General features: G+C 53.4%; 17 protein-coding genes. 15 read left to right on the forward strand and 2 right to left on the reverse strand.

Annotated elements, in window-relative coordinates; all coding sequences use genetic code 11:
- Positions 1-38 precede the first annotated feature (38 nt).
- From HRQ63_RS00545 to HRQ63_RS00560, 4 genes are all read left to right on the forward strand, one after another.
- Complete coding sequence (locus HRQ63_RS00545; RefSeq protein WP_172237556.1) at positions 39-1,412, forward strand: metallophosphoesterase; 1,374 nt, start codon at positions 39-41, stop codon at positions 1,410-1,412.
- A gap of 115 nt (positions 1,413-1,527) precedes the next feature.
- Positions 1,528-2,364, forward strand: coding sequence for a sugar phosphate isomerase/epimerase family protein (locus HRQ63_RS00550; RefSeq protein WP_172237559.1), 837 nt, complete (start codon positions 1,528-1,530; stop codon positions 2,362-2,364).
- 425 nt (positions 2,365-2,789) lie between these two features.
- Entirely contained in the window at positions 2,790-4,745 is a 1,956-nt protein-coding gene (locus HRQ63_RS00555) for an ATP-dependent DNA helicase (RefSeq protein WP_172237562.1), read from the forward strand.
- Positions 4,745-5,041, forward strand: coding sequence for a DUF6509 family protein (locus HRQ63_RS00560; RefSeq protein WP_172237565.1), 297 nt, complete (start codon positions 4,745-4,747; stop codon positions 5,039-5,041). The genes HRQ63_RS00555 and HRQ63_RS00560 overlap by 1 nt, the downstream gene beginning before the upstream one ends.
- 141 nt (positions 5,042-5,182) lie before the next feature.
- On the opposite strand, the gene HRQ63_RS00565 is transcribed toward HRQ63_RS00560, so the two are convergent.
- Positions 5,183-5,878, reverse strand: a complete 696-nt coding sequence (locus HRQ63_RS00565) for a hypothetical protein (protein ID WP_172237568.1) — start codon at positions 5,876-5,878, stop codon at positions 5,183-5,185.
- A gap of 164 nt (positions 5,879-6,042) precedes the next feature.
- On the opposite strand from HRQ63_RS00565, the gene HRQ63_RS00570 reads away from it, so the two are divergent.
- Positions 6,043-7,104: a GGDEF domain-containing protein gene (locus tag HRQ63_RS00570; protein ID WP_172237589.1), complete on the forward strand. Its 1,062-nt coding sequence runs from the start codon at positions 6,043-6,045 to the stop codon at positions 7,102-7,104.
- Positions 7,105-7,185: 81 nt separating this feature from the next.
- On the opposite strand, the gene HRQ63_RS00575 is transcribed toward HRQ63_RS00570, so the two are convergent.
- The gene (locus HRQ63_RS00575; RefSeq protein WP_172237592.1) at positions 7,186-8,196 is read right to left on the reverse strand and encodes an NAD(P)H-dependent flavin oxidoreductase; all 1,011 of its coding nucleotides are present in this window, start codon (positions 8,194-8,196) and stop codon (positions 7,186-7,188) included.
- A gap of 170 nt (positions 8,197-8,366) precedes the next feature.
- On the opposite strand from HRQ63_RS00575, the gene HRQ63_RS00580 reads away from it, so the two are divergent.
- From HRQ63_RS00580 to HRQ63_RS00625, 10 genes are all read left to right on the forward strand, one after another.
- Positions 8,367-8,948: a TetR family transcriptional regulator gene (locus HRQ63_RS00580; protein ID WP_172237595.1), complete on the forward strand. Its 582-nt coding sequence runs from the start codon at positions 8,367-8,369 to the stop codon at positions 8,946-8,948.
- A 44-nt stretch (positions 8,949-8,992) separates the two neighbouring features.
- A complete protein-coding gene (locus tag HRQ63_RS00585) occupies positions 8,993-11,395 on the forward strand; it encodes an ABC transporter ATP-binding protein/permease (RefSeq protein ID WP_172237598.1) in 2,403 nt (800 codons plus the stop codon).
- A gap of 676 nt (positions 11,396-12,071) precedes the next feature.
- Positions 12,072-12,365, forward strand: a complete 294-nt coding sequence (locus HRQ63_RS00590) for a transposase (protein WP_172237601.1) — start codon at positions 12,072-12,074, stop codon at positions 12,363-12,365.
- A 466-nt stretch (positions 12,366-12,831) separates the two neighbouring features.
- A complete protein-coding gene (locus tag HRQ63_RS00595; RefSeq protein ID WP_172237604.1) occupies positions 12,832-13,314 on the forward strand; it encodes a MarR family winged helix-turn-helix transcriptional regulator in 483 nt (160 codons plus the stop codon).
- A 97-nt stretch (positions 13,315-13,411) separates the two neighbouring features.
- Positions 13,412-14,362: a ring-cleaving dioxygenase gene (locus HRQ63_RS00600; protein WP_172237607.1), complete on the forward strand. Its 951-nt coding sequence runs from the start codon at positions 13,412-13,414 to the stop codon at positions 14,360-14,362.
- A 19-nt stretch (positions 14,363-14,381) separates the two neighbouring features.
- Positions 14,382-14,993 carry an alpha/beta hydrolase gene (locus HRQ63_RS00605; RefSeq protein ID WP_172237610.1) on the forward strand — a complete coding sequence of 204 codons (612 nt, stop codon included), beginning with the start codon at positions 14,382-14,384 and terminating at the stop codon, positions 14,991-14,993.
- Between the two features lie 630 nt (positions 14,994-15,623).
- Entirely contained in the window at positions 15,624-16,994 is a 1,371-nt protein-coding gene (locus HRQ63_RS00610; protein WP_229714023.1) for a M20/M25/M40 family metallo-hydrolase, read from the forward strand.
- Between the two features lie 47 nt (positions 16,995-17,041).
- Positions 17,042-17,833, forward strand: a complete 792-nt coding sequence (locus HRQ63_RS00615; protein ID WP_172237616.1) for a sulfite exporter TauE/SafE family protein — start codon at positions 17,042-17,044, stop codon at positions 17,831-17,833.
- 163 nt (positions 17,834-17,996) lie between these two features.
- On the forward strand, positions 17,997-19,202 hold the full coding sequence (locus HRQ63_RS00620) for a winged helix-turn-helix domain-containing protein (RefSeq protein WP_172237619.1): 1,206 nt from the start codon (positions 17,997-17,999) through the stop codon (positions 19,200-19,202).
- A gap of 122 nt (positions 19,203-19,324) precedes the next feature.
- Complete coding sequence (locus HRQ63_RS00625) at positions 19,325-20,308, forward strand: iron-hydroxamate ABC transporter substrate-binding protein (RefSeq protein WP_172240429.1); 984 nt, start codon at positions 19,325-19,327, stop codon at positions 20,306-20,308.
- Positions 20,309-20,369: the final 61 nt, after the last annotated feature.

Here is a 20,369-nt window from a genome sequence, read left to right on the forward strand (position 1 = left end):
AAGGAGACGGTTTTTCATATGCGAAAAGAGGAAAAGCGATGCCTACTATTTTTCAAAAAAGTTTCCCTTTGCTGACAATCCTGGCGATCTCCGCGTTGGTTCTATCCGGTTGTGAAAGTGGAGCGGGTTCCGTGTCGGCACAGCCCGCATCGATCGGACGCGGCGAGGACGTCACGCTGGCGGTAGCGACGGATATCCATTATCTGAGCGGACGGCTGACGGATCACGGCAAAGCCTTTGATACTTATGTCTATGCAGGCGACGGCAAGCAGCTCGATTACAGCGAGGAACTGCTTGATGCGTTTACGCAGCAGATAGCAGAAGAACGCCCGAACGTCCTGATTTTAAGCGGCGATTTGACCAACAACGGAGAACTGGAAAGCCATGAGGATCTAGCCGAGAAGCTGCAAAAGGTTGAACAGGCCGGAACCCGCGTTTATGTCATTCCGGGCAATCATGATCTTCTCAATCCGTGGGCGCGCAGCTTCAAGGGAGAGGATCAGTATAAGGCCGCCTCCGTCACCGAAGAGCAGTTTACCGAAATTTATGGAGCATACGGGTACGACGAAGCCGTATCCCGCGATTCGTCTTCGCTCAGTTATCTGGTTAAGCCTTCCGACGGTATTTGGCTGCTGATGCTGGATACGAGCAAGTACAAGAACAACGCCAAGCTGGGCTATCCGGAGACGGGCGGCGAGTTGAAGGCTGGCACGTTGAAGTGGATTCAGGACTGCGGTCAGCAAGCCAAACAAGTAGGTGCCCGAATCATCCCGGTCATGCACCATAACCTGACGGATCACAGCGATGTGGTGAAGGAGGGCTTTACGCTCGATAACGCGGCGGAGGTACAGGAAGTATTGGCTCAATATGAGATGACGCCGTCGCTCAGCGGACATATCCATATTCAACATATCGCGTCGGTCGAAAATGGCGGGCGCAAGTTGACCGATATCGTCACCGGGGCGCAGTCGGTGTCGCCGAATCGGTACGGGCTGCTCGCTTATGATGCCTCTGCCCATGAGCTTCATTACGAAGCGCGCATGACGGATGTTGAAGGCTGGGCGAAGAAGAGCGGCAGCACCGATAAGAATTTGTTGGGTTTCCGCGAGTATTCCCGAGATTTTTTTGCCGGATTCGGATATGACATGGCCTTCAAGCGTCTGATCGCGGACGATACGTACACATCCGAACAAGTCGAAGCAATGGCTCGGACGATGGCGGACGTGAACGTGAGTTACTTTGCGGGCACCCAGCAGCAGGATCGGGCGGCGATCATGGCGTCCGAAGGCTATCGGCTGTGGACAGAGTCGGAAGGGAACTTTACGAAAAGCTATGTGGAGAGCATCGTGGGGACGGAAGGAGCAGCGAATAATCTGTCGTTGACGACGGACTTTTCGTTACCGCGGCCATAAGTTTCGAGCGAAAAGGGTTTGTATTCGTACTCGCGCCGTATTAACATGGAAGCGAATACAAAAGGCGAGCGCTGCGGATTGCGCTGCGGTCATTCGCCATACATAGGAGGAACTCATGTTAAAAGGACTGACGCGTGCCGGATTGGGCAGCATCGAAAACGATGAGCAATTTTTGAAGTTGGCGTCCGACGCCGGATTTGACAGTGTGGATCTGAATGCAAGAGCGTTGATCGAGCAATACGGGGAAAAGGGCGCGATCGAGCTTTTTCAAAGGTATAATCTTCAACTCGGTTCGATCGATCTGCCCGTCGAATGGCGTGCGGATGAAGAAGCATTTCTGGCTGGCCTCCCGGCGCTGACCGAAGCGGCTGCGGCCGCACGCAAGCTGGGCTGTACACGCTGCTGCACCTACGTGCTGCCTTCAACCGACCAAATGTCTGCTCACTTTATGGCTTTGGCAACTCGTCGACTGCGCATCTGCGCACAAATTCTGGGCGCTTACGGCATCCGGCTCGGCTTGGAGTTCGTCGGCCCGCATCATCTTCGCACCGCCTGGAAATACCCGTTCATCTGGACGATGCAAGACACGCTGGATTGGATCGACGCAATCGGCGAACCCAACGTCGGCTTATTGCTGGACGCCTACCACTGGCATACCAACAACTTGACCGTCACGGATCTCGAACGACTACAGCCTCACCAGATCGTCCATGTCCATCTCAACGACGCCAAAGACCTGCCCGTCGACCAAATCCTGGACAACGACCGTATCTACCCCGGCGAAGGTATCATCGACTTGCCCGGATTCTTGCGCGCCTTGAACCAAATCGGCTACACCGACTTCGTGACCCAAGAAATCCTGACGCCGTCCGCGCCGAAGGAAAGTCCTGAAAAACTCGTGCAGCGCTCTAAAAAAGGCTACGATCAAGTGTTTTCCGCCGCAGGCTTGTAGCTAAAAAATAAAGCAATATCTTTCTGACAGCCTGTTCGATACGCTTTTTCCTCCTCTGCCTGTCTTGTCTGTCTTTCTATTTTGTCTTTGTATCCTACCCTTCTAAAAAGAACCCCATCCTAAAAAGAACCCCATCCCTTTCACGGGAAAGGAATGTTCCCCGGAAGCTATAGGCGGAGGGAGAAATTCGATTGAGGAAGCCTTTGAACTCGGAAAAAACAAATAAAAACTTCAATCTATTTTCCGAGTGAGACAGCGCCCGAAACGAATTTCTCCCGCAGCCGTCCAAGCTTCCCCCGAACAGGATCTCCCCGACTTCCGCGGATGGGTTTCTTTTCCCTCTCGCCAAAATGACGGTTTCCGGTTATAATGACGGGTGGCCCGATTGGCAACCGTTTGACAATCCCGCCAAATCCGCAAGATCAATGGAGGCTATCACCGCTTTGACCACTACTTATCCATTTGCGTTCGACCCCGCGGCCCCTTTTCTGGATCAGGCTTCTGACTGGATCGCGGACGTCTTTTACGATATTTTGCCCGAAGCCGGCTTCGAGACCCGTGACGAGCAGATCTTCATGGCGTTTCAATTGGAGCGCGCTTATAAAGAAAAGAAAACCATCTTTGCCGAAGCCGGAGTGGGAACAGGCAAGACGTTGGTCTACCTGCTCTACGCTTCGTTATATGCACGTTATACGCGCAAACCGGCCGTCATCGCTTGCGCCGACGAGTCGCTGATCGAGCAGCTCGTTAAACCGGAAGGCGATATTGCCAAGATTGCCCGCCATTTGAACTTGAACATCGACGTACGGCTTGGCAAATCCCAGGATCAATATTTGTGTTTGAACAAACTTGAAGAGGTCCGCGGACCGGGCAGCGAAAACGAAGTGTTCCAAAACATCTACGAAGAACTGCCGCCGTTCGTGCATTTTCCGGATACTCTTCAATCGTTCTATCCGTACGGAAGCCGTAAAGATTACCCGGAATTGGACGACAAGCAGTGGGATCAAGTCGGCTGGGACGTGTTCCAGGATTGTCTGATCTGTCCGCGCCGTCACCGCTGCGGACAAACGCTGTCGCGCGATCATTACCGCAAAGCGACGGATCTGATCGTTTGTTCGCACGACTTTTACATGGAGCATGTCTGGACCTACGAAGCGCGCAAGCGCGAAGGCCAGCTTCCGCTGCTGCCCGAGCACAGCTCGGTCGTCTTCGACGAAGGCCACCTGCTGGAGACCGCCGCGCAAAGCGCATTGACGTACAAACTCAAACATTCGGCTTTCGAATCGATCGTGACTCGCCTTCTTGAAGGCGAAGTTCGCGAATCGCTCGCGCTGGCGGTCGAACATGCCATCGAACGCAGCGACGATCTGTTCGAGCTGATCGGTCGCTACAGCACGCCGGTTCCGGCGTCGGCGCGCAACGAGTTGGAACTTTCCGCCGAGCTGATGAAGGGAGTGAACGCTTTCCGCGGAGCAGTCGACGCGATCGAGGAAGAGATCGTGTTCGAGAGCGGGATGTTCAGTCTCGACGAGTATCAACTGCGCATCGTGGAAGAGCACTTGGAGATGATGCAGACCGCGCTTGCGTTGTTCGCCAACCCGCGCGAGCTGATCTGCTGGACGCAAGACGACCAAGGGGATATGACGCTCGTGCTGATGCCGAAAAAGGTGAAGGAGATTCTGAACGAACGCGTCTTTTCGAAAAAGATGCCGATCATTTTCTCTTCCGCGACGCTGTCGGCCGACGAGTCGTTCGACTATATCGCGGACAGTCTCGGAGTCAGCGATTATCAGTCGTTTTCCGTCGCTTCGCCGTATGATTATGAAGAAAGCATGCAGGCAAGCTTGAGCACGGAAACATCCGTCGCGGTCAAGGCGGATCATGTGCTTTCCGCGTTGAAGCGCCGCGAAGGAGGCATGCTGCTGCTGTTCCCGTCCCGCGAATCGATGGAAGCTTTCCGTTTCGAAGCCGAGTCGCGTCCTGAGTTCGCGGAGTTCCCGATGCTGTACGAAGGCGATGCCGAAATCAGCCGCCTGATCTCGGAATTCCAAAACGGCAAATTCGTGAATCTCTGTGCCGTTACGCTGTGGGAAGGACTTGATGTACCGGGCGACTCGCTGAATCACGTCGTGATTTGGGAATTGCCGTTCCCGCCGAACGATCCGGTCTTTGCTTCCAAGCGTCGTGAGTCTGCCGATCCGTTCGGCGAAGTGGACATGCCGCATATGCTGCTGAGATTGCGCCAAGGCATCGGCCGCTTGATCCGCACCAGCGGGGATCGCGGACGCGTCGATATTTTCGGCGAAGCATTAAATCAACAGAACGTGCGCGAACGAGTGAGCAGCCTGCTGCCGGCCAGCGCCGCAAAGGAGAATGAATAATGGAATTTACGGAGTATACGGTAGAGAAAATTCGCGACGCTTTCGGCATCGTGCAGGGAGAACGTTACGAATTCGTGTTCGAATTCGAAGTGGACGAAGAAGACGAGCTTTACACGCCGCAAGGATTGCTGCTGCGCGTGATCTACAGCGTGAACGGGGAAGTCAAAAAAATCGTGAAACACGAGATCATCGAACGCGCTACGCAAAAGGTGCTTGAATTTGATCTCGAAGATGACGAACTGGAAGAAACCGAAGCTTTTTGCGCGGCGCACTACAACGAAGGCGAAGAGTCGTAAGCCTGCTTACCCGAAAAGGACGAGGATCGGGCGGAGTCTGAATCTGCGCGCGGTGCCTATTCGTGTCAAAAGAAGCCCATGTTCTTCATTCGAAGAACATGGGCTTCTCTGCATGCGGCGTCGCAACGAAAAAAGGGTACGTTATCCGGCGTCGGAAGGATTTTCCGTAAAGTCCAACGTCAGCAGGCTGAGGTCGTCTTCGAAAGCCCAATCCAAATAAGCGGCATTCAGCTTGCGGTTCAGCAATTTCCGAATCGGCAGTTCTTCCAAAAAGCGGTCCAGCTCCAATTCGCGCTTGGCGACTCGAAGTTGGCTGTTAAAGCCTTTTTTGACGAGCTTTTTTTCCAGATTGATCAATAATCCGCTTCGGATGATTAACAGCAGATTGTCCCGCAGCCAGAACGATTCGATGTTTACCGGCGACTTTTGGACCTTTTCGGTGACGGATTCCACTACGCGATGCAGTTCGGCTTTGCCTGCATACAGATCTTCGGCATAAGGCTGGTTATCGGGCTTCAGCAAGACGGCGATCAACGCGGTGTCGGATTCGATTTTCCAGTCGATATACGCCAAATCGGTTTTTCTGCCCGTTAATTTTTCGATCTTGGGACGAATGGAAGGGAAAATAAATTGTTCGAGCAAAATATAGATGTGCGTGTAGCATTCGTCGGGATCTTTGGGCAGGCGTTCGTCGCGGGCATCGGTCAAGCCTCGGTAAAAAAACAGAATCGAGCGTTCGTTCGAATGAATGTCGACGGACTCCGGAGGTTTGCCGAATTGGCTTTTGCATAAAAGGTTGGAATAGTCTTGAAGGTTTTGAAGCGTCTCGTTGTCCATCTGGATCGAACTCCTTTCCGTATGCCTACCCATTACCCGCAATCAAGATCGACAACATCTTGTCCGCAACAATTTTTTGAAGGGTTATGATTATCAAATAAACGTTTGCTTCCGATAATGAAAAGAAGAGAGCGATTTTGCATCGTGCAAGGAGAGAGACAACTATGATTCGCGACTTATTTATTAACTTCTGCTTGCTGTCTACTTTTCTTTTTTTCGGAGATATGGCGCATAATATGCTGCGTGTGCGGTTCAAGCTCAGTCCCTGGGTCCTCAAGGCGGTATCCGGGGCGGGTCTGGGCTTATTCGGCATTTTGCAGTTAATGTTTACTTTTGAGTTTTCCAACGGCATCTTGCTCGATTTTCGCCAGCTTTCGATCATGGTAGCGGCAGGTATCGGCGGACCGTGGGCAGCCTTGATCGCGACTTTGTTGATCGGAGCGGGGCGGGTTGCGATCGCCGGAGGATTTACGCCCGCATCGGTGCTCGGATTGGTAGCGACGCTGCTTACATTCGTGTTCGTGCTGCCGGCTTTTCTGGTCAAAGGTTCATTCCGGCGGCAGTGGACGTCGGCTGCTTTGTCGACCACGGTGCTCGCGCTCGGTTTGTTGTTGTACCGGCTGGGCGAATCGGGCATTCCGCTGATTTTGTTTTTAGCTGTCCTGCAAGCGGCGGGCTGCACGTTTACGTACCATATGATGCGTTATCTGCGAACGACCCGCGAGATTCAGGACGCGTTGAAGCAGGACATCGAGCACGATTTCTTAACGGGGCTTTACAATTCGCGGGGTTTTGAATCCAGGTATCGCCTCGCGATCGCTTCGGGTAGTCCGTTCGCGCTGCTGCTGTTGGATATCGACCATTTCAAAAAGGTGAACGATACGTACGGCCATCCGGCAGGCGACGCCGTGCTGGAACAGCTCGGCAAGCTGATCCGGGAATATGTCCGCAAAATCGGCTGCGCTTCGCGCAAAGGCGGCGAAGAATTCGCGGTGATCCTGAGGCCGTGCGATTCGAAACGCGCGATCGAAAGTGCGGATAAGCTGCGCGCGCAAATCGAACAGACGCCGTTTCTTTTGCCGGACGGTCAAATCATTCATATCACGATCTCGGTCGGAATCGGAATGTATCCGCGTTTCTCCGAAAGTATACTTGTCGAAGAAACCGACCGAGCCCTTTACCGCGCCAAGCAGGAAGGCCGCAATCGCGGCGTTTTGGCGGTTTGAATACGCTGTACCAAGCCGTTTGAATAACCTTTGCAAAAGCGAAAAATTCCCGCCGGGTCATATCCGGCGGGAATTTTTCGCTTATTGGGCCGCAGGAACGAAAGAGCGGTCGGAATTGGCGGTGCTGCCATTTTTTTTGATCCAATCTTCCAGCAATTCGGTGATGATTGCGCGACAAGGTTTGATTGCGTCGATAAATTGAATACCGCTGGAAACCGTGTTGATTCCTTCTTCCAATTGTCCGTCGAGCATGGCGGTTTTCAAGTTTCCGAGCTGCGCGAACGAAGTGTTGATTTCCGTATCGCTCAGAGCTTTCGCCGTCTGCGCGAGCTCGTGGGGAGTTGCCCGCCAAAATCCGCCGCGTCCGGTACGCACCAGAATCAAATCTTCGGCTCCATGTCGCAGAATATCTTGCTTGGCTTGCGAATGGGCCGGGGATTCATCGGAGGCGATAAAACGCGTCCCCAGATAAACGCCTTCGGCTCCCAGTGCGAAGGCCGCGTTTACGCCGCGTTTGTCCGCGATTCCTCCGGTTGCCATCACGGGGATTTTTACCGCGTCGACGATCATCGGCACGACGGTCATGGTTCCGAGCGGAATCTCCGGCGTCGATCCGCCTTCGTCGAAGCCCGTAGCCACGATAATGTCGGCGCCTGCTTGTTCTGCCGCTTGTGCGCCGGAAAAGGTGGGGTGCAGTTCCCGGAAAACAACCGTGAATCCGAGTGATTTCAATTTCCGGATCTCTGCCGTATTCACCGCTCCCACGACAACCAGAATATCGACTTTTTCTTCAAGCGCGACTTGCAGCGTATGTTCGCTGAACGGGCTTGTTTCGCTGCCTTCCGGCCCGGTGAAGTAATTCAGCCCGAACGGTTGATCCGTGAGCTGCCTGGTTTTGACGATCTCTTGCTTTAAACGAAGCGCATGCTCCGATAAATCTTTCGGCGCGCTCTGTTGTCCCGCATTCGGTCCGAGCGTCCCCATCCCGCCGGCATTTGAAACGGCGGCGACGAGTTCCGCGGACGTGACCCAAGACATCGGGGCTTGAATGATCGGATATCGGATACCCAAAATTTCGGTGATTCTGTTCATTGGATGATTCTCTCCTGTCTGATTGTCGATTGAACGTCACTTCTTTGTAAGCAACAAGTGTTGTATAGTTGATTGTGGAGCAGGAACGACCGCGATACAACCGTCAAAGTCGCCGAAATATCGCTTAGACGACACTCTTTGGATTTTGTCGCTTAATTAAGGAGAGAACGATGATGCCGACTTCCCCGGACAAGATCGATCCGCGCATTTTGCGTACGCAAAAACTGATTATTCAAGCTTTTCACAAACTTACTCTGGCCAAAGATTTCAAAGATATTACCGTCAAAGACATTACAGATGAAGCCACGATTAACCGTGCGACGTTTTATGCCCATTTCGCGGATAAGTACGAACTGATGGAGGAATCCATCCTGCGCATGATTTCCGAACGGATAGGCGGGGAATTGAAGCGCTTCGAACACCTGGGAAAAGAAACGGTGGCGGATGTTTTTCTGCTGATTGTCAAGTTTCAATCCGATTACGAAAGCAGACTTACTTCCCAGTGCAAAAGAAGCAGCCAATCGTTCGCTTACGTATTCGAATCCGCGATCAAATCGGAGCTGGAAAAGCTTTTTCGACGTCTTTTTCAAAGCAAAGATCCGGGGTTAAGCCCGAGTTCGGTCCGAATCGGAGCCGCCTTATTAAGTTCCAGCCTCTACGGAGCGACGCTGGATTGGAAAAACGAAGACCTGTCCGCAGAGCAGTATATCCGCTATGCGATTCCTTATCTGTCCGGCGAATATTTTTCGTGAGTCAGCCATAAAAAGCCGGCGCTGCGCCGGGAAAGGATGATTACATGCTTCAACTCCAACAAATCTCTAAAAGGTATACGACCGGGGACTTCACGCAGACTGCGCTGGACGGAGTCAGTTTGTCGTTTCGCCAAAGCGAGTTCGTCGCTATACTCGGTCCGAGCGGTTCGGGGAAAACGACCTGTCTGAATCTGATCGGGGGCTTGGATCGCTATGATGAAGGGGATTTGTTCATCAACGGGCAATCGACCAAGCGCTTCAAAGATCGGGATTGGGATGCGTACCGGAACAATAGCGTCGGGTTTGTTTTTCAAAGTTATAATCTGATCTCGCATATGAGCATCGTCGGCAACGTGGAGATGGGCATGACGCTCAGCGGCGTAAGCGCATCGGTACGTCGCCGTAAAGCGGAGGAGGTATTGGAGCGCGTCGGTTTGAAAGATCATATGCACAAAAAGCCGGGTCAGCTCTCGGGCGGGCAGATGCAGCGCGTTGCGATCGCACGCGCGCTCGCAAACGACCCGGATATCATTCTCGCCGACGAGCCTACAGGCGCGTTGGATACGGGGACGAGTGCCCAGATTATGGACCTGATTCGGGAGATTGCAGGAGACAAGCTGGTCATTATGGTCACGCATAATCCGGAATTGGCCGAACGTTATGCGGACCGAATCGTGCAATTCCGCGATGGTCAGGTCGTCTCGGACAGCAATCCGCCGGAGCAGGTCGAAGCCTCGCCGGAATACCGGTTGAAAAAGACGGCGATGAGCTATCTAACCGCACTGAAGCTTTCGGGCCGGAATATCGCAACGAAAAAATGGCGTACGGCGTTGACCGCTTTTGCGTCCAGTATCGGAATTATCGGCATCGCATTGATCTTGTCGCTCTCGAACGGCTTCGACAAGCAAATCAGCAAATACGAATCCGGCGCTTTGTCGAACTTTCCGGTTACGATCAGTCGCACGGCAGCGAATATCGACTTCACCGAGCCGCCGCCGGGCACGCCGGGCGGGGCAGAGGTCGAGCTTCCGGAATTTCCGCAGGAATCCGAGGTCTATCCTTACGATCCGACGCTGAATACGGTGCTGCATGCCAATACTATCACCGAAGCTTACCTGGATTATTTAAATGAGATTGATCCGTCTTTGCTTGACGGTATTTCTTATACGCGCGAAGCTAATCTAAATGTACTCAAGCAGACAGCGGACGGAAGCGTAACCGATGTCGACTTAGCCGAAGCAGGGTTTACCGCTTATCCGTCCAAGCCTGCGAGCGTATCGGGGAGTTACTTGGAGCAGGTCTATGATTTGCTGCAAGGCGAATTCCCTTCCGGGCCTACGGATCTGGTCATGGTCGTAGACGCATACAATCGGATCGATGCCTCGGCGTTGGAAGCGCTTGGCTTCGATTATGAGGCCGAGTCCGTTGACTTCAGCGATATCGTCGGCAAGACGTTCAAGCTGATTCCCAATGATCTTTTTTACCAAAGCAAGGGAGACGGTCTGTTCGAACGCGCGAGCGCATCGGATTTGAAAAGCATCTACGACGATTCGCAGGCGTTGACGTTAACCGTGTCGGGCATCATCCGGGAAAAACAGGATTCGCCGATGTCCACCATGGACGCCGGGATCGCGTATTCGGATGAATTGACCGAGCAATTCATTGCGGGAGCGCAAGCTTCCGAAGTCGTTCAAGCCCAGCAATCCAGCCCGACCTTGAACGTAGTGAGCGGACAAGCTTTCAGCCGAACCAGCCTTTTTTCCGCATTCGGCGGGATGAATTTCGGACCTCCGGGGATGGGCGGATCTTCGACGAGCAGCGCGATTGATCCGGCAGATGCGACCACGCAGCAGCAAGCCCTGTCCGCTCTCGGAGCTTCTTCCCAACCTGCGTCCATCTCTTTATATCCCAAAGACTTTAATGCCAAAGAGGATTTGACCGCCTATCTGGATGCCTGGAACGCAGGAAAGGAGACGGAGGATCAAGTCGTCTACACCGATCTTGCCGCAACCGTAACCAGCTTATCCAGCGGCATCATGAACGGCATTACTATCGTCCTGATTGCTTTCGCATCGATCTCTTTATTCGTTTCCCTCATCATGATCGGCATTATCACCTACATTTCCGTTCTGGAGCGGACCAAGGAAATCGGCGTGCTTCGAGCATTGGGCGCGCGCAAAAAAGACATTACCCGCGTCTTCAACGCCGAGACCTTCATCATCGGCGCCGCATCCGGCCTGCTCGGCATCACCATCGCCTATCTATTGACGCTTCCGATCAACGCCGTCCTCAAGTCGATGACCGACCTGTCCGGCGTAGCCGTGCTCAATCCGCTGCATGCTCTTGCGCTCGTCGTGCTCAGCGTGGCCTTGACGATGCTCGGCGGATTCATCCCGGCCAAATTCGCTTCACGCAAAGATCCGGTAGCCGCCCTGCGAAGCGAATAAAAGCTTATTCGTTCCATATCGATCCAACGTTTCACCCGCTCGCGCTTTGGGGAAATGGCAGTATAGCAAGACGGCTCAGCCGCTGCCATTTCCCCGAAGAGGAGGCCAAACACCATGAGAAAAATCATGCGCACTATCGGAACCATCGCCGCCGTAGTCACCACAGCCAAACAAGTCATCAACCTCGTCCAAAGTCTGCGCAAAAGACGTTAACATTTGCCTTCGAAAGTTACGTAGGCGGGGGAAGCGAGAAGACTGCGAGAGAAATCGCCAGCATAGGCTCCCGAAGTGCATTTCTTCAAAATGCTTCACAATCCGCTGTCTCACTCGGAAAAAGGATGGGATTTAACTAGGGCGTGTACGCAAACTCCGAAGGAAGCAGATTGGGCTGGATTTTTGTTCGCAGCAAGGAACTTTTCCGAAGGCGTGCCGGGGCACGTCGAGGGAAAGTGACGCAGAAGCGGTCAAAAAGGCAGTTCAAGATGCACGTCGTTGAGTTTGCGTACACGCCCTAAGGAATTTTCCGAGTTCAAAGGCGTCAACATGTGCTGAATGTTACCGCAGGTTTTCTTCGAAATCCTGTATTTCACTGAATTTCTCTCTCCGTCTTCTCGCTTCCAGCTACGTTTGATTTTCTTGGAACGTTATGTCTTTTCTTTTCAAGAAAGGCTACGAAATGCTCGCCCAGTTCGACCTGTCAAACCGTGAGGTTTTAGCCGATCGAGCTTACGACACGGATGCGATTCGGACTCTTTTAAGGGAACAAAACGCAATCGCTGTGATTCCCGGCAAGAAAAATCGCCGTGTGAAGCAGCCTTACGACCGCAGCGTTTATAAAGAACGGCACTTGGTCGAATGCTTTTTCAACAAAATGAAAAACTACCGACGCCTAGCGACTCGTTATGACAAGACAGCGAGCATGTTCAAGGCTTTTTTGGCTTTAATTTCGATTCGGATTTGGCTTAAATAGGTTTGCGTACACGCCCTAGTTCACGAAAATTTTCTATACATTTTTTCGCTTTCCGTTGCGCTAGAACTTTTTATAAAGGTAGAGTTTTCTTTGAAAGTTCGTAACGCATTGGAACTTGTACTTCCGGCGAGAGAGCCGAGCGGAGGGAGGAATTCAGTGTAGGAACGAAGTGTTCGCCTTTGCATTGGAGAAGCCTCCTTATGAAAATTCTAATCCGGCTTCCCAAATGCAACACGCGACCTAAAGCCTTTCGGAGAAAGGCACATCGAAAGCATAAGCTAACGAATTCCTCCCGTAGCGCCCGCCCTCGAACTTAAAAAGAACATGACCTCAAGCCCTTGTCGAAAGGGCTTTTTCTATTCCAAAAAAAGAAAGCGAAGAACGCTTGACATCATCATCAAAATGATTTATCTTTAATTCAAGAGATTTAAATTAAAAGATAATCGCATCAAGGAGGTGAGTTCAAATGACGGAACATGAAGATAAACAACAGGCTGATCCGCATGCCTCGTCAACAGCGGAAGAAGCAGCCTCGCTCAAGCTTTTCGTCGTCCTTTCCAAAGCCTACAAAAACATCATGGATCGCGCAGTGAAAGACATGAAGCGGCACGGCTTGTCGCCGTCCGAATTCACCATCCTTGAGGTGCTGTACAATAAAGGACGGTTTCCGCTTCAACAGATCGGCGAGAAGATCCTGATCACGAGCGGCAGCGTCACTTATAACATCGACAAGTTGGAGAAGCGCGAGCTGCTGCGGCGGGTACCGAGTCCGAGCGACCGTCGCGTCATCTATGCAGAGATCACGGATCAAGGGCGGGAATTATTCGACGTAATCTTTCCGCAGCATGCGGCAGAGGTGCATCAGATTATGAACGGTTTGAGCGCAGAGGAAACCGAGATGGCTTCGACGCTGCTCAAGAAGCTGGGCAAAGGGGCGGAACGCGGGTAGCGTTTCGCTTTACCGGAAAAACAAGTTTTCTTCAGGCCTAATATCTTTAAATTAAGAATTTTAAAAATAAATAATATCAATCAAAGGAGAGATTATCATGAGTTTGCAAACCGCAGGCATCCACCATATCACCGCTTTCGCAGGAGACCCTCAAGCCAACGTCGATTTTTACGCAGGGGTTCTGGGACTTCGCATGGTGAAAAAAACAATCAACTTCGACGCTCCCGACGTGTATCACCTGTACTTCGGCAATGAAGAAGGCGCACCGGGCACCGTCATCACGTTCTTCCCGTTCCCCGGAGCGCGCAGAGGCCGGATCGGCGGCGGACAGGTCGGTTTTACGACTTACGTCATTCCGCAAGGATCTTCGGCATTCTGGAAAGAGCGTCTGCACGGCTTCGGCATCTCGGTCGTTGAAGCAGATCGCTTCGGCGAACATTATCTGCAATTCAAAGACAACGAAGGCTTGCAGCTCGAGTTGGTTGAACGCGCGGAAGGCGCGGCATCGACCTGGTCGTTCGCCGGCGTTCCGGCGGAAATGGCCATCAAAGGCTTCGGCGGGGCAGTCTTGTACAGCGTGAATCCGGAGCGTACGGCTTTTGTGCTGGAATCGGTCATGGGCATGGAAAAAATCGGCGAATTCGCAGGCTTTGCCCGCTTCCGCGCGACAGGCGACTTGGGCAATCTGATCGACCTGCCGATGACGGCCGTTCCTCGCGGAGCAGGCGGCGCGGGAACCGTGCACCATATCGCTTGGCGCGCCAAAGACTTCGAGGAGCACGAAATGTGGCGCGGTATCGTGAACGGCGGAGGTTTCCAACCGACTCCGGTCATCGACCGCCAGTATTTCCATGCGGTATACTTCCGGGAGGAAGGCGGAATTCTGTTCGAGATCGCGACCGATCCTCCGGGCTTCGCCGTAGACGAGGAAATGGAAGCTTTGGGCGAACAATTGATGCTGCCCGCTTGGTACGAAGAACGCCGTCCGCAGATCGAACAAGGCCTGATGCCGATCACCGTAAGAGACCCGAAAAACGTAAACCTGTAATCGAGAGGAGACGATAATCATGAAACATATTTTCCAAAAAGGAACGAACGAAGCCTTGCCGACGGTAGTGGTCTTTCACGGAACGGGCGGTACCGAAAACGACTTGATTCCGCTCGCCGAGATGGTTGCGCCGGGAGCTTCGATCCTGTCGCTCCGCGGCAGCGTATCCGAGAACGGCATGTCGCGCTTCTTCCGCCGGTTGGCGGAAGGAGTATTCGACGAAGAAGATTTGGTCTTCCGCACGAACGAGATCCGCGATTTTCTGAACGAAGCGGCCGTGCAATACGGTTTCGATGCTTCGAATCTGGTGGCGCTCGGCTATTCCAACGGAGCGAACATCGCGACGAGCCTGATGTTCCACTTCGAAGGTGCTTTCAAAGGAGCGATACTGCATCACCCGATGGTGCCGATGCGCGGGCTGGAACTGCCGGATCTAAACGGCGTGCAGGTATTCGTAGGCGCAGGCCGCAACGACGGAATGGTACCGGCGGCGAATACGGAGGAATTGATCGAGCTATTGGAAGGCGCTGGCGCTGCGGTAAAAGCGAACTGGGAGCATTTCGGGCACCAGTTGACGCGGACCGAAGCGGAAGGGGCACACCGATGGTTTGGGGAACACTTCCTGGGATAAGGTGTTGCGGGTAGTTCCTATTCGAGAAGGCGAAGTTGGGGCGGCTGCGGGAGAAATTCGTTCGAGCCGTTGTCTCAGAAAGAAAGCTTTCAGCTTTCCTTCTTCAAAGGCGTCTCTCACTAAATTTCTCCCTCCGCCTAGGCTTCGCCGGAATAGGAATGCGCAAAAAGAACTCATCTTCGGATGGGTTCTTTTTTTGTAGGAAGAGAGAAAGACATTGGAATCTTGCTGCTGGGGGGAGTGGACGGTAAACTAGGAGGAAAGGGTTCGAAGGATTGCGGAAGGAGAGGAACCGGGTGGAGCATACGGAGATATCGGAGTGGGAACAACTTAGGAATATACAGAAAGAAGAGAAGATGCGGCAGCTTCTGGAGAAGCTGCCGGACGGGTTCGGGTTTAAAGCGATCAACACGTTCGGGCGATGGGGGCGAAGGCTGGAAACCGGGATATTTGTCTTCGAAGGGCGGTTTTCGTTGTGTTGACCGACTTTTTGCGGCAAAGAGATCCCGAATGTTTGAAACGACGCGGCGCTTGGTGGAAAACCGTACTGGAGCCAATCAATGGCGGATTGATTTAGCGCAGTCGGCGAAGAGGTTGTCATGTTCGCATACGGAAACGGAGGGGCTTTTTTTGACTACATACGACTTTACGGAGATCGACCGCGCGATCGAGCAGGGCGAAACCGAGTTTATTGAGATACTGCAAAAGCTGCTCCGCCAAAAAAGCATCAGCCATACCGGCGAAGGCATGGAAGAATGCGCGGAAGCGGTGCGTCTGCTGCTTGAGCAGGAAGGCTTCCGAACAACGGTGTACCGTCCGGGCGCGTATCCGATCGTGTACGGAGAGATCGCGGCTTCCGGGCAAGCGGTCGACGCGCCGACGGTGCTGCTATACGGACACTACGATGTGATGCCGCCGGACCCGCTGAACGAATGGAAATCCGATCCGTTCGAACCGCAAATCCGGGACGGCAAGATTTATGCGCGCGGAGCAGGCGATAACAAAGGCCAATTTTTGGCGCATGTTTTGGCGGTTCGGAATTACCTCAAGCTGCACGGCGGATTGCCGGTTACCCTCAAAATTCTGATCGAAGGCGAAGAAGAAACGGGCAGCCCGTCACTGGCGGATTTCGTGGCGAATCATCGCGAGCTGCTGAAGGCCGATCTGGTTTATACGTCCGACGGTCCCAAGCATGCAAGCGGCGCGCCGGTGGTACTGCTGGGCGTTCGCGGTGCTTTGTCGGCGCGTTTGACGTCGAAAGGAGCAGCTTGGGACAACCATTCCGGCAATAAAGGCAATATCGTGCCGAATCCGGTCTGGCCTCTGGTCGCTTTACTGCACGGCATGCGGTCCGACGACGGCACCGTGCAGATCGAAGGGTTTTATGACGGCATTCCCGAGGTGAGCGAAGCCGATGCGGAAGCGCTGCGGCGTTTGCCGTTCGATCTGGATGATTTGAAAAGGCAGGTGGGGCATGACGGCATCGATCTGGACGGGGAAACGTATTATCGGCGCTTGTCGCTGGAACCTACGTTCAACGTCTTCGGCCTGCACGCGGGAGGTCGGGATAAAGGGATCATTCCGGCTACGGCCGAAGCATATCTGGATGTTCGGTTGGTGTCCGGTCAGGACCCGCTCGATATGTATGCAAAGTTGGAACGCCATGTGAAAAAGCATGCGCCGGACATCGGCATCGAGCGCATCATGTCCGTGCCGCCGTCGAAAACGCCGATTGATCTGCCGATCATTCGCACCGTGATCGAGACCGTTACGGAAGCCTGCGCGCTGGAACCGGTCGTGCAGCCCGCAATGGGCGGAACGCTGCCGGACTACGTCTGGACCTCGGTATTAGGCGCGCCGTCCGTCATCGTTCCTTACGCGCCGTATGACGAAGCCAACCATTCGCCGAACGAAAACACGGGGATTGCCGACTTTTTGGAAGGGATTCGCTGCACCTATCATTTGATTCGCCGTTTGGCGGACTCGAGGTGCGGGGAATGAGAATAAGCGGAACTTTACTATTTTAGCGATAAAGGAAAGGACTGTTTATGGAAATTATTATTTTGATCGCCGTCGGGATGCTGGCCTCGTTATGCGGCGCTATCGCGGGTCTCGGCGGAGGCTTCATCATGGTCCCTATTCTGGCTCTGATGTACGTCATTCCGGTATCCGATATCTCCGGCACGTCGATGGCGGTATTGTTCGTCAGCGCCATCTCCAGCACGATCGCTTACGCGGGTCAAAAACGGATCGATTACCGAAGCGGATTGACGTTCGCCGTTGCCATGATTCCGGGTTCGATTCTCGGAGCTTGGACGACGGGAGTCATCGAAAATCGGGTATTCTTCGTATCGCTCGGCATCTTCCTGGTGCTGATGGCGATCTCGATCAACTTCAAACCGAAAAAGAGCCGCGACGGCTTTTTAAAACCGAACGTCAGCCGCAGCCTGCTCGATGCTTCGGGTCAGCGGCATGAATATTCGTTCAACATGACATTCGCCGCCGTAGTCGCCTTTTTCGTCGGCTTTCTGTCCAGTCTGTTCGGGATCGGCGGCGGATCGGTCATGGTGCCGACCATGATCCTGTTCCTGGCCTTCCCGCCGCATATCGCAACCGCCACCTCCATGTTCTCGATCCTGCTGTCCGCATTCGTCGGAACCGTCTCCCATGCGGTGCTGGGACACGTGATGTGGGACAAGTTCATTTGGTTGGCGATCGGGGCTTTGGCAGGCGGACAGATCGGCGCCCGCGTCGCATCCAAAATTCCCGCGATCGCTGTCGTTCGCGTTCTATCGGTATGTTTGCTGATCGCGGCTGTCCGATTGATGTTCAAAGGCTGAGCGTTCTTTCCGAACGAAGCGTACAATAATTTCTCCCGCAGCGTTCGGCGCTCTCGACCCGCCGAATAAGATCGAAGAAAAACCGGACAACCTGCTGTCCGGTTTTTCTTGATAACATACGAGCAACAAGCAAAGTAAAGCATAGGCGAAAGGGGCGAACCCATTGGCGCAAAAGGCGATTACATTGACGCTTGAACAGGCAAGATGCTTTTTATTCGATTATCATGGATTGTCGCATAAGTTCGATTCGGCAGGCAAAACAGGAATTTTGGAGTATATCCGCCGAGTCGGCTGCATTCAGTTCGATCCGTTGAACGTCGTGGGCACGAATCCCGAACTGGTGCTTCAATCGAGAATTTCGGATTTCAATCGTAACATGCTATGGGAATTACTTTACGAAGAAAGAAGCCTGGTCGATTATTGGGACAAAAATATGGCGATCTTCCCGATGGAGGACTGGCCGTTTTTCGAACGTCATCGCCGCAAACATCAAGCCTGGTTCCGGTCCAATCCGGCGGCAGCGACCGCGGCATTGGACGAGATCGCGCAGCGCGGCCCTTTATGTTCGGGAGATTTGCAATATAACGAAAAGGTCGATTGGGCGTGGGGGCCGACGAGACTGTCCCGCGCGGCGTTGGAAGGATCGTATTTCGCGGGCCGGTTGGTCGTGCATCATAAAACGTCCGGCCGCAAATACTACGAGTTGGCCGAGCGCATCGTGCCGGAGGAACTATATGGTTTGGAAGATCCTTTTTCCGATGATGCTTCTTATTATGAATGGTATCTCCTGCGTCGGATCGGCAGCGTAGGGCTGCTCTGGAATCGCCCGAGCGACGCATTGTTGATGACGGGAATCAAAGCTCCGCAGCGATTGGCCGCTTTTGCCGCTTTGATCGACCGAGGCGAAATTACGGAGGTGTCGGTAGAGGGGCTGGTCCATCCGTTGTATATTCGCGCAGGCGATATCCCGCTGTTGGAAGCATCATTGTCGGCCGGACCGCTAGAAGGGAAAGACGTAGAAACGGGACGTCCGATGCGGGCTTGCGTGTTGGCGCCGCTGGACAATTTGTTATGGGATCGAAAGTTGATTCGGGAATTGTTCGGTTTCGATTATCTTTGGGAGGTGTACAAACCGGCGGCCGAGCGCAGGTACGGTTACTACGTGCTTCCGGTTGCGGCCGACGGCCGATTCGTTGCCCGGTTCGAGCCGGAGAAGCAGCGCGGCACGGAGCCGCTTGTCATCAAGCAGTGGTGGTGGGAAGACGGGGGAACCGATTCGGAGATCCGCGCGAGCGTGGAGCGGGCGCTGCACCGGTTTGCGGCTTCGCTGGGGACGACGTTCGACGGAGCATTGCCGGTACCCGGGTAATCCCTATTTTTTGCTTTCCGTATTGACATTAACTCCTCCAACATCTAAACTTCTTTTGGATATGATAACGATTATCACTATTCGCAGATAAAGAATACAGACTTCAGGGGGATATCGGAATGATGAAAAAGAATTCGTATTGGGCAGCGGCGCTGCTGCTGCTTTTCGTGCTCGTACTGAGCGCTTGCGGCAATGCGCAAACGGAGTCAAGCGCTCCTGCGACGGAAACAACGGAAACTAGCGCGGAAGCGACGAATTCCGAACCGGCAGCGGCGGAAGAAACGGCATCGGGTACGGTAACGTACGAATCGGAAACCGGACCGGTGGAGGTTCCCGCCAATCCTTCGCGCATCGTCGCTTTGACGAATGCCCCGAACGTGCTGTCGCTCGGCGTAACTCCGGTAGGCGTCGATCAATGGACAGGGGAAAACCCGCTGTTTACCGATAAATTGAAAGACGTGGCGGTCGTAACCGAAGAACAACCCGAAACGGTAGCCGCTCAAGCTCCGGACCTGATTATCGCCGGCTCGACGACGAAGAATTTGGACCAACTCAGCAAAATCGCGCCGACGGTCGCATACACGTGGGGCAAACTGAATTATCTGGATCAGCAGGTCGAGATCGGCAAGCTGCTCGGCAAAGAAGCGGAAGCCCAAGCATGGGCGGACGACTTCTCGAAGCGCGCATCGGCGGTCGGCGAAAAGATCAAAGCGAAATACGGCGAAGACGTAACGGTATCCGTGATCGAAGTCGACGGAAAAAGCGCTTACGTCATGGGCGAAAGCTGGGCGCGCGGCACGGAAATCGTCTATCAGGCCATGGGACTGAAAATGCCGGAGAAAGTGAAAGAGGCGGTCTCGACGGAAGGCTACTACTCGCTGTCGCTCGAAGTGCTGCCGGAGTATATGGGCGATTTCGTTCTCGTGAGCCGCAAGCTGGACGCAAGCAACGAGATCGTCGGCTCCGATATCTGGAATCAGATTCCGGCTGTGAAAGAGGGACATGTGATCGAGTTCGAATCGAGAGCGTCTTCCTATAGCGATCCGACGACTTTGGAGAACCTGCTCGGTATTTTCGAAAAAGGATTTCTTGAAGACTCGAAGTAATCCGAATCGTTAGATAAACTTATATTCAAACGGAAAATGCCCGAGAGCATAAAGATTCGAC

Origin of the sequence: Saccharibacillus endophyticus, assembly GCF_013185185.1 — a bacterium.
GTDB classification, from domain to species: domain Bacteria; phylum Bacillota; class Bacilli; order Paenibacillales; family Paenibacillaceae; genus Saccharibacillus; species Saccharibacillus endophyticus.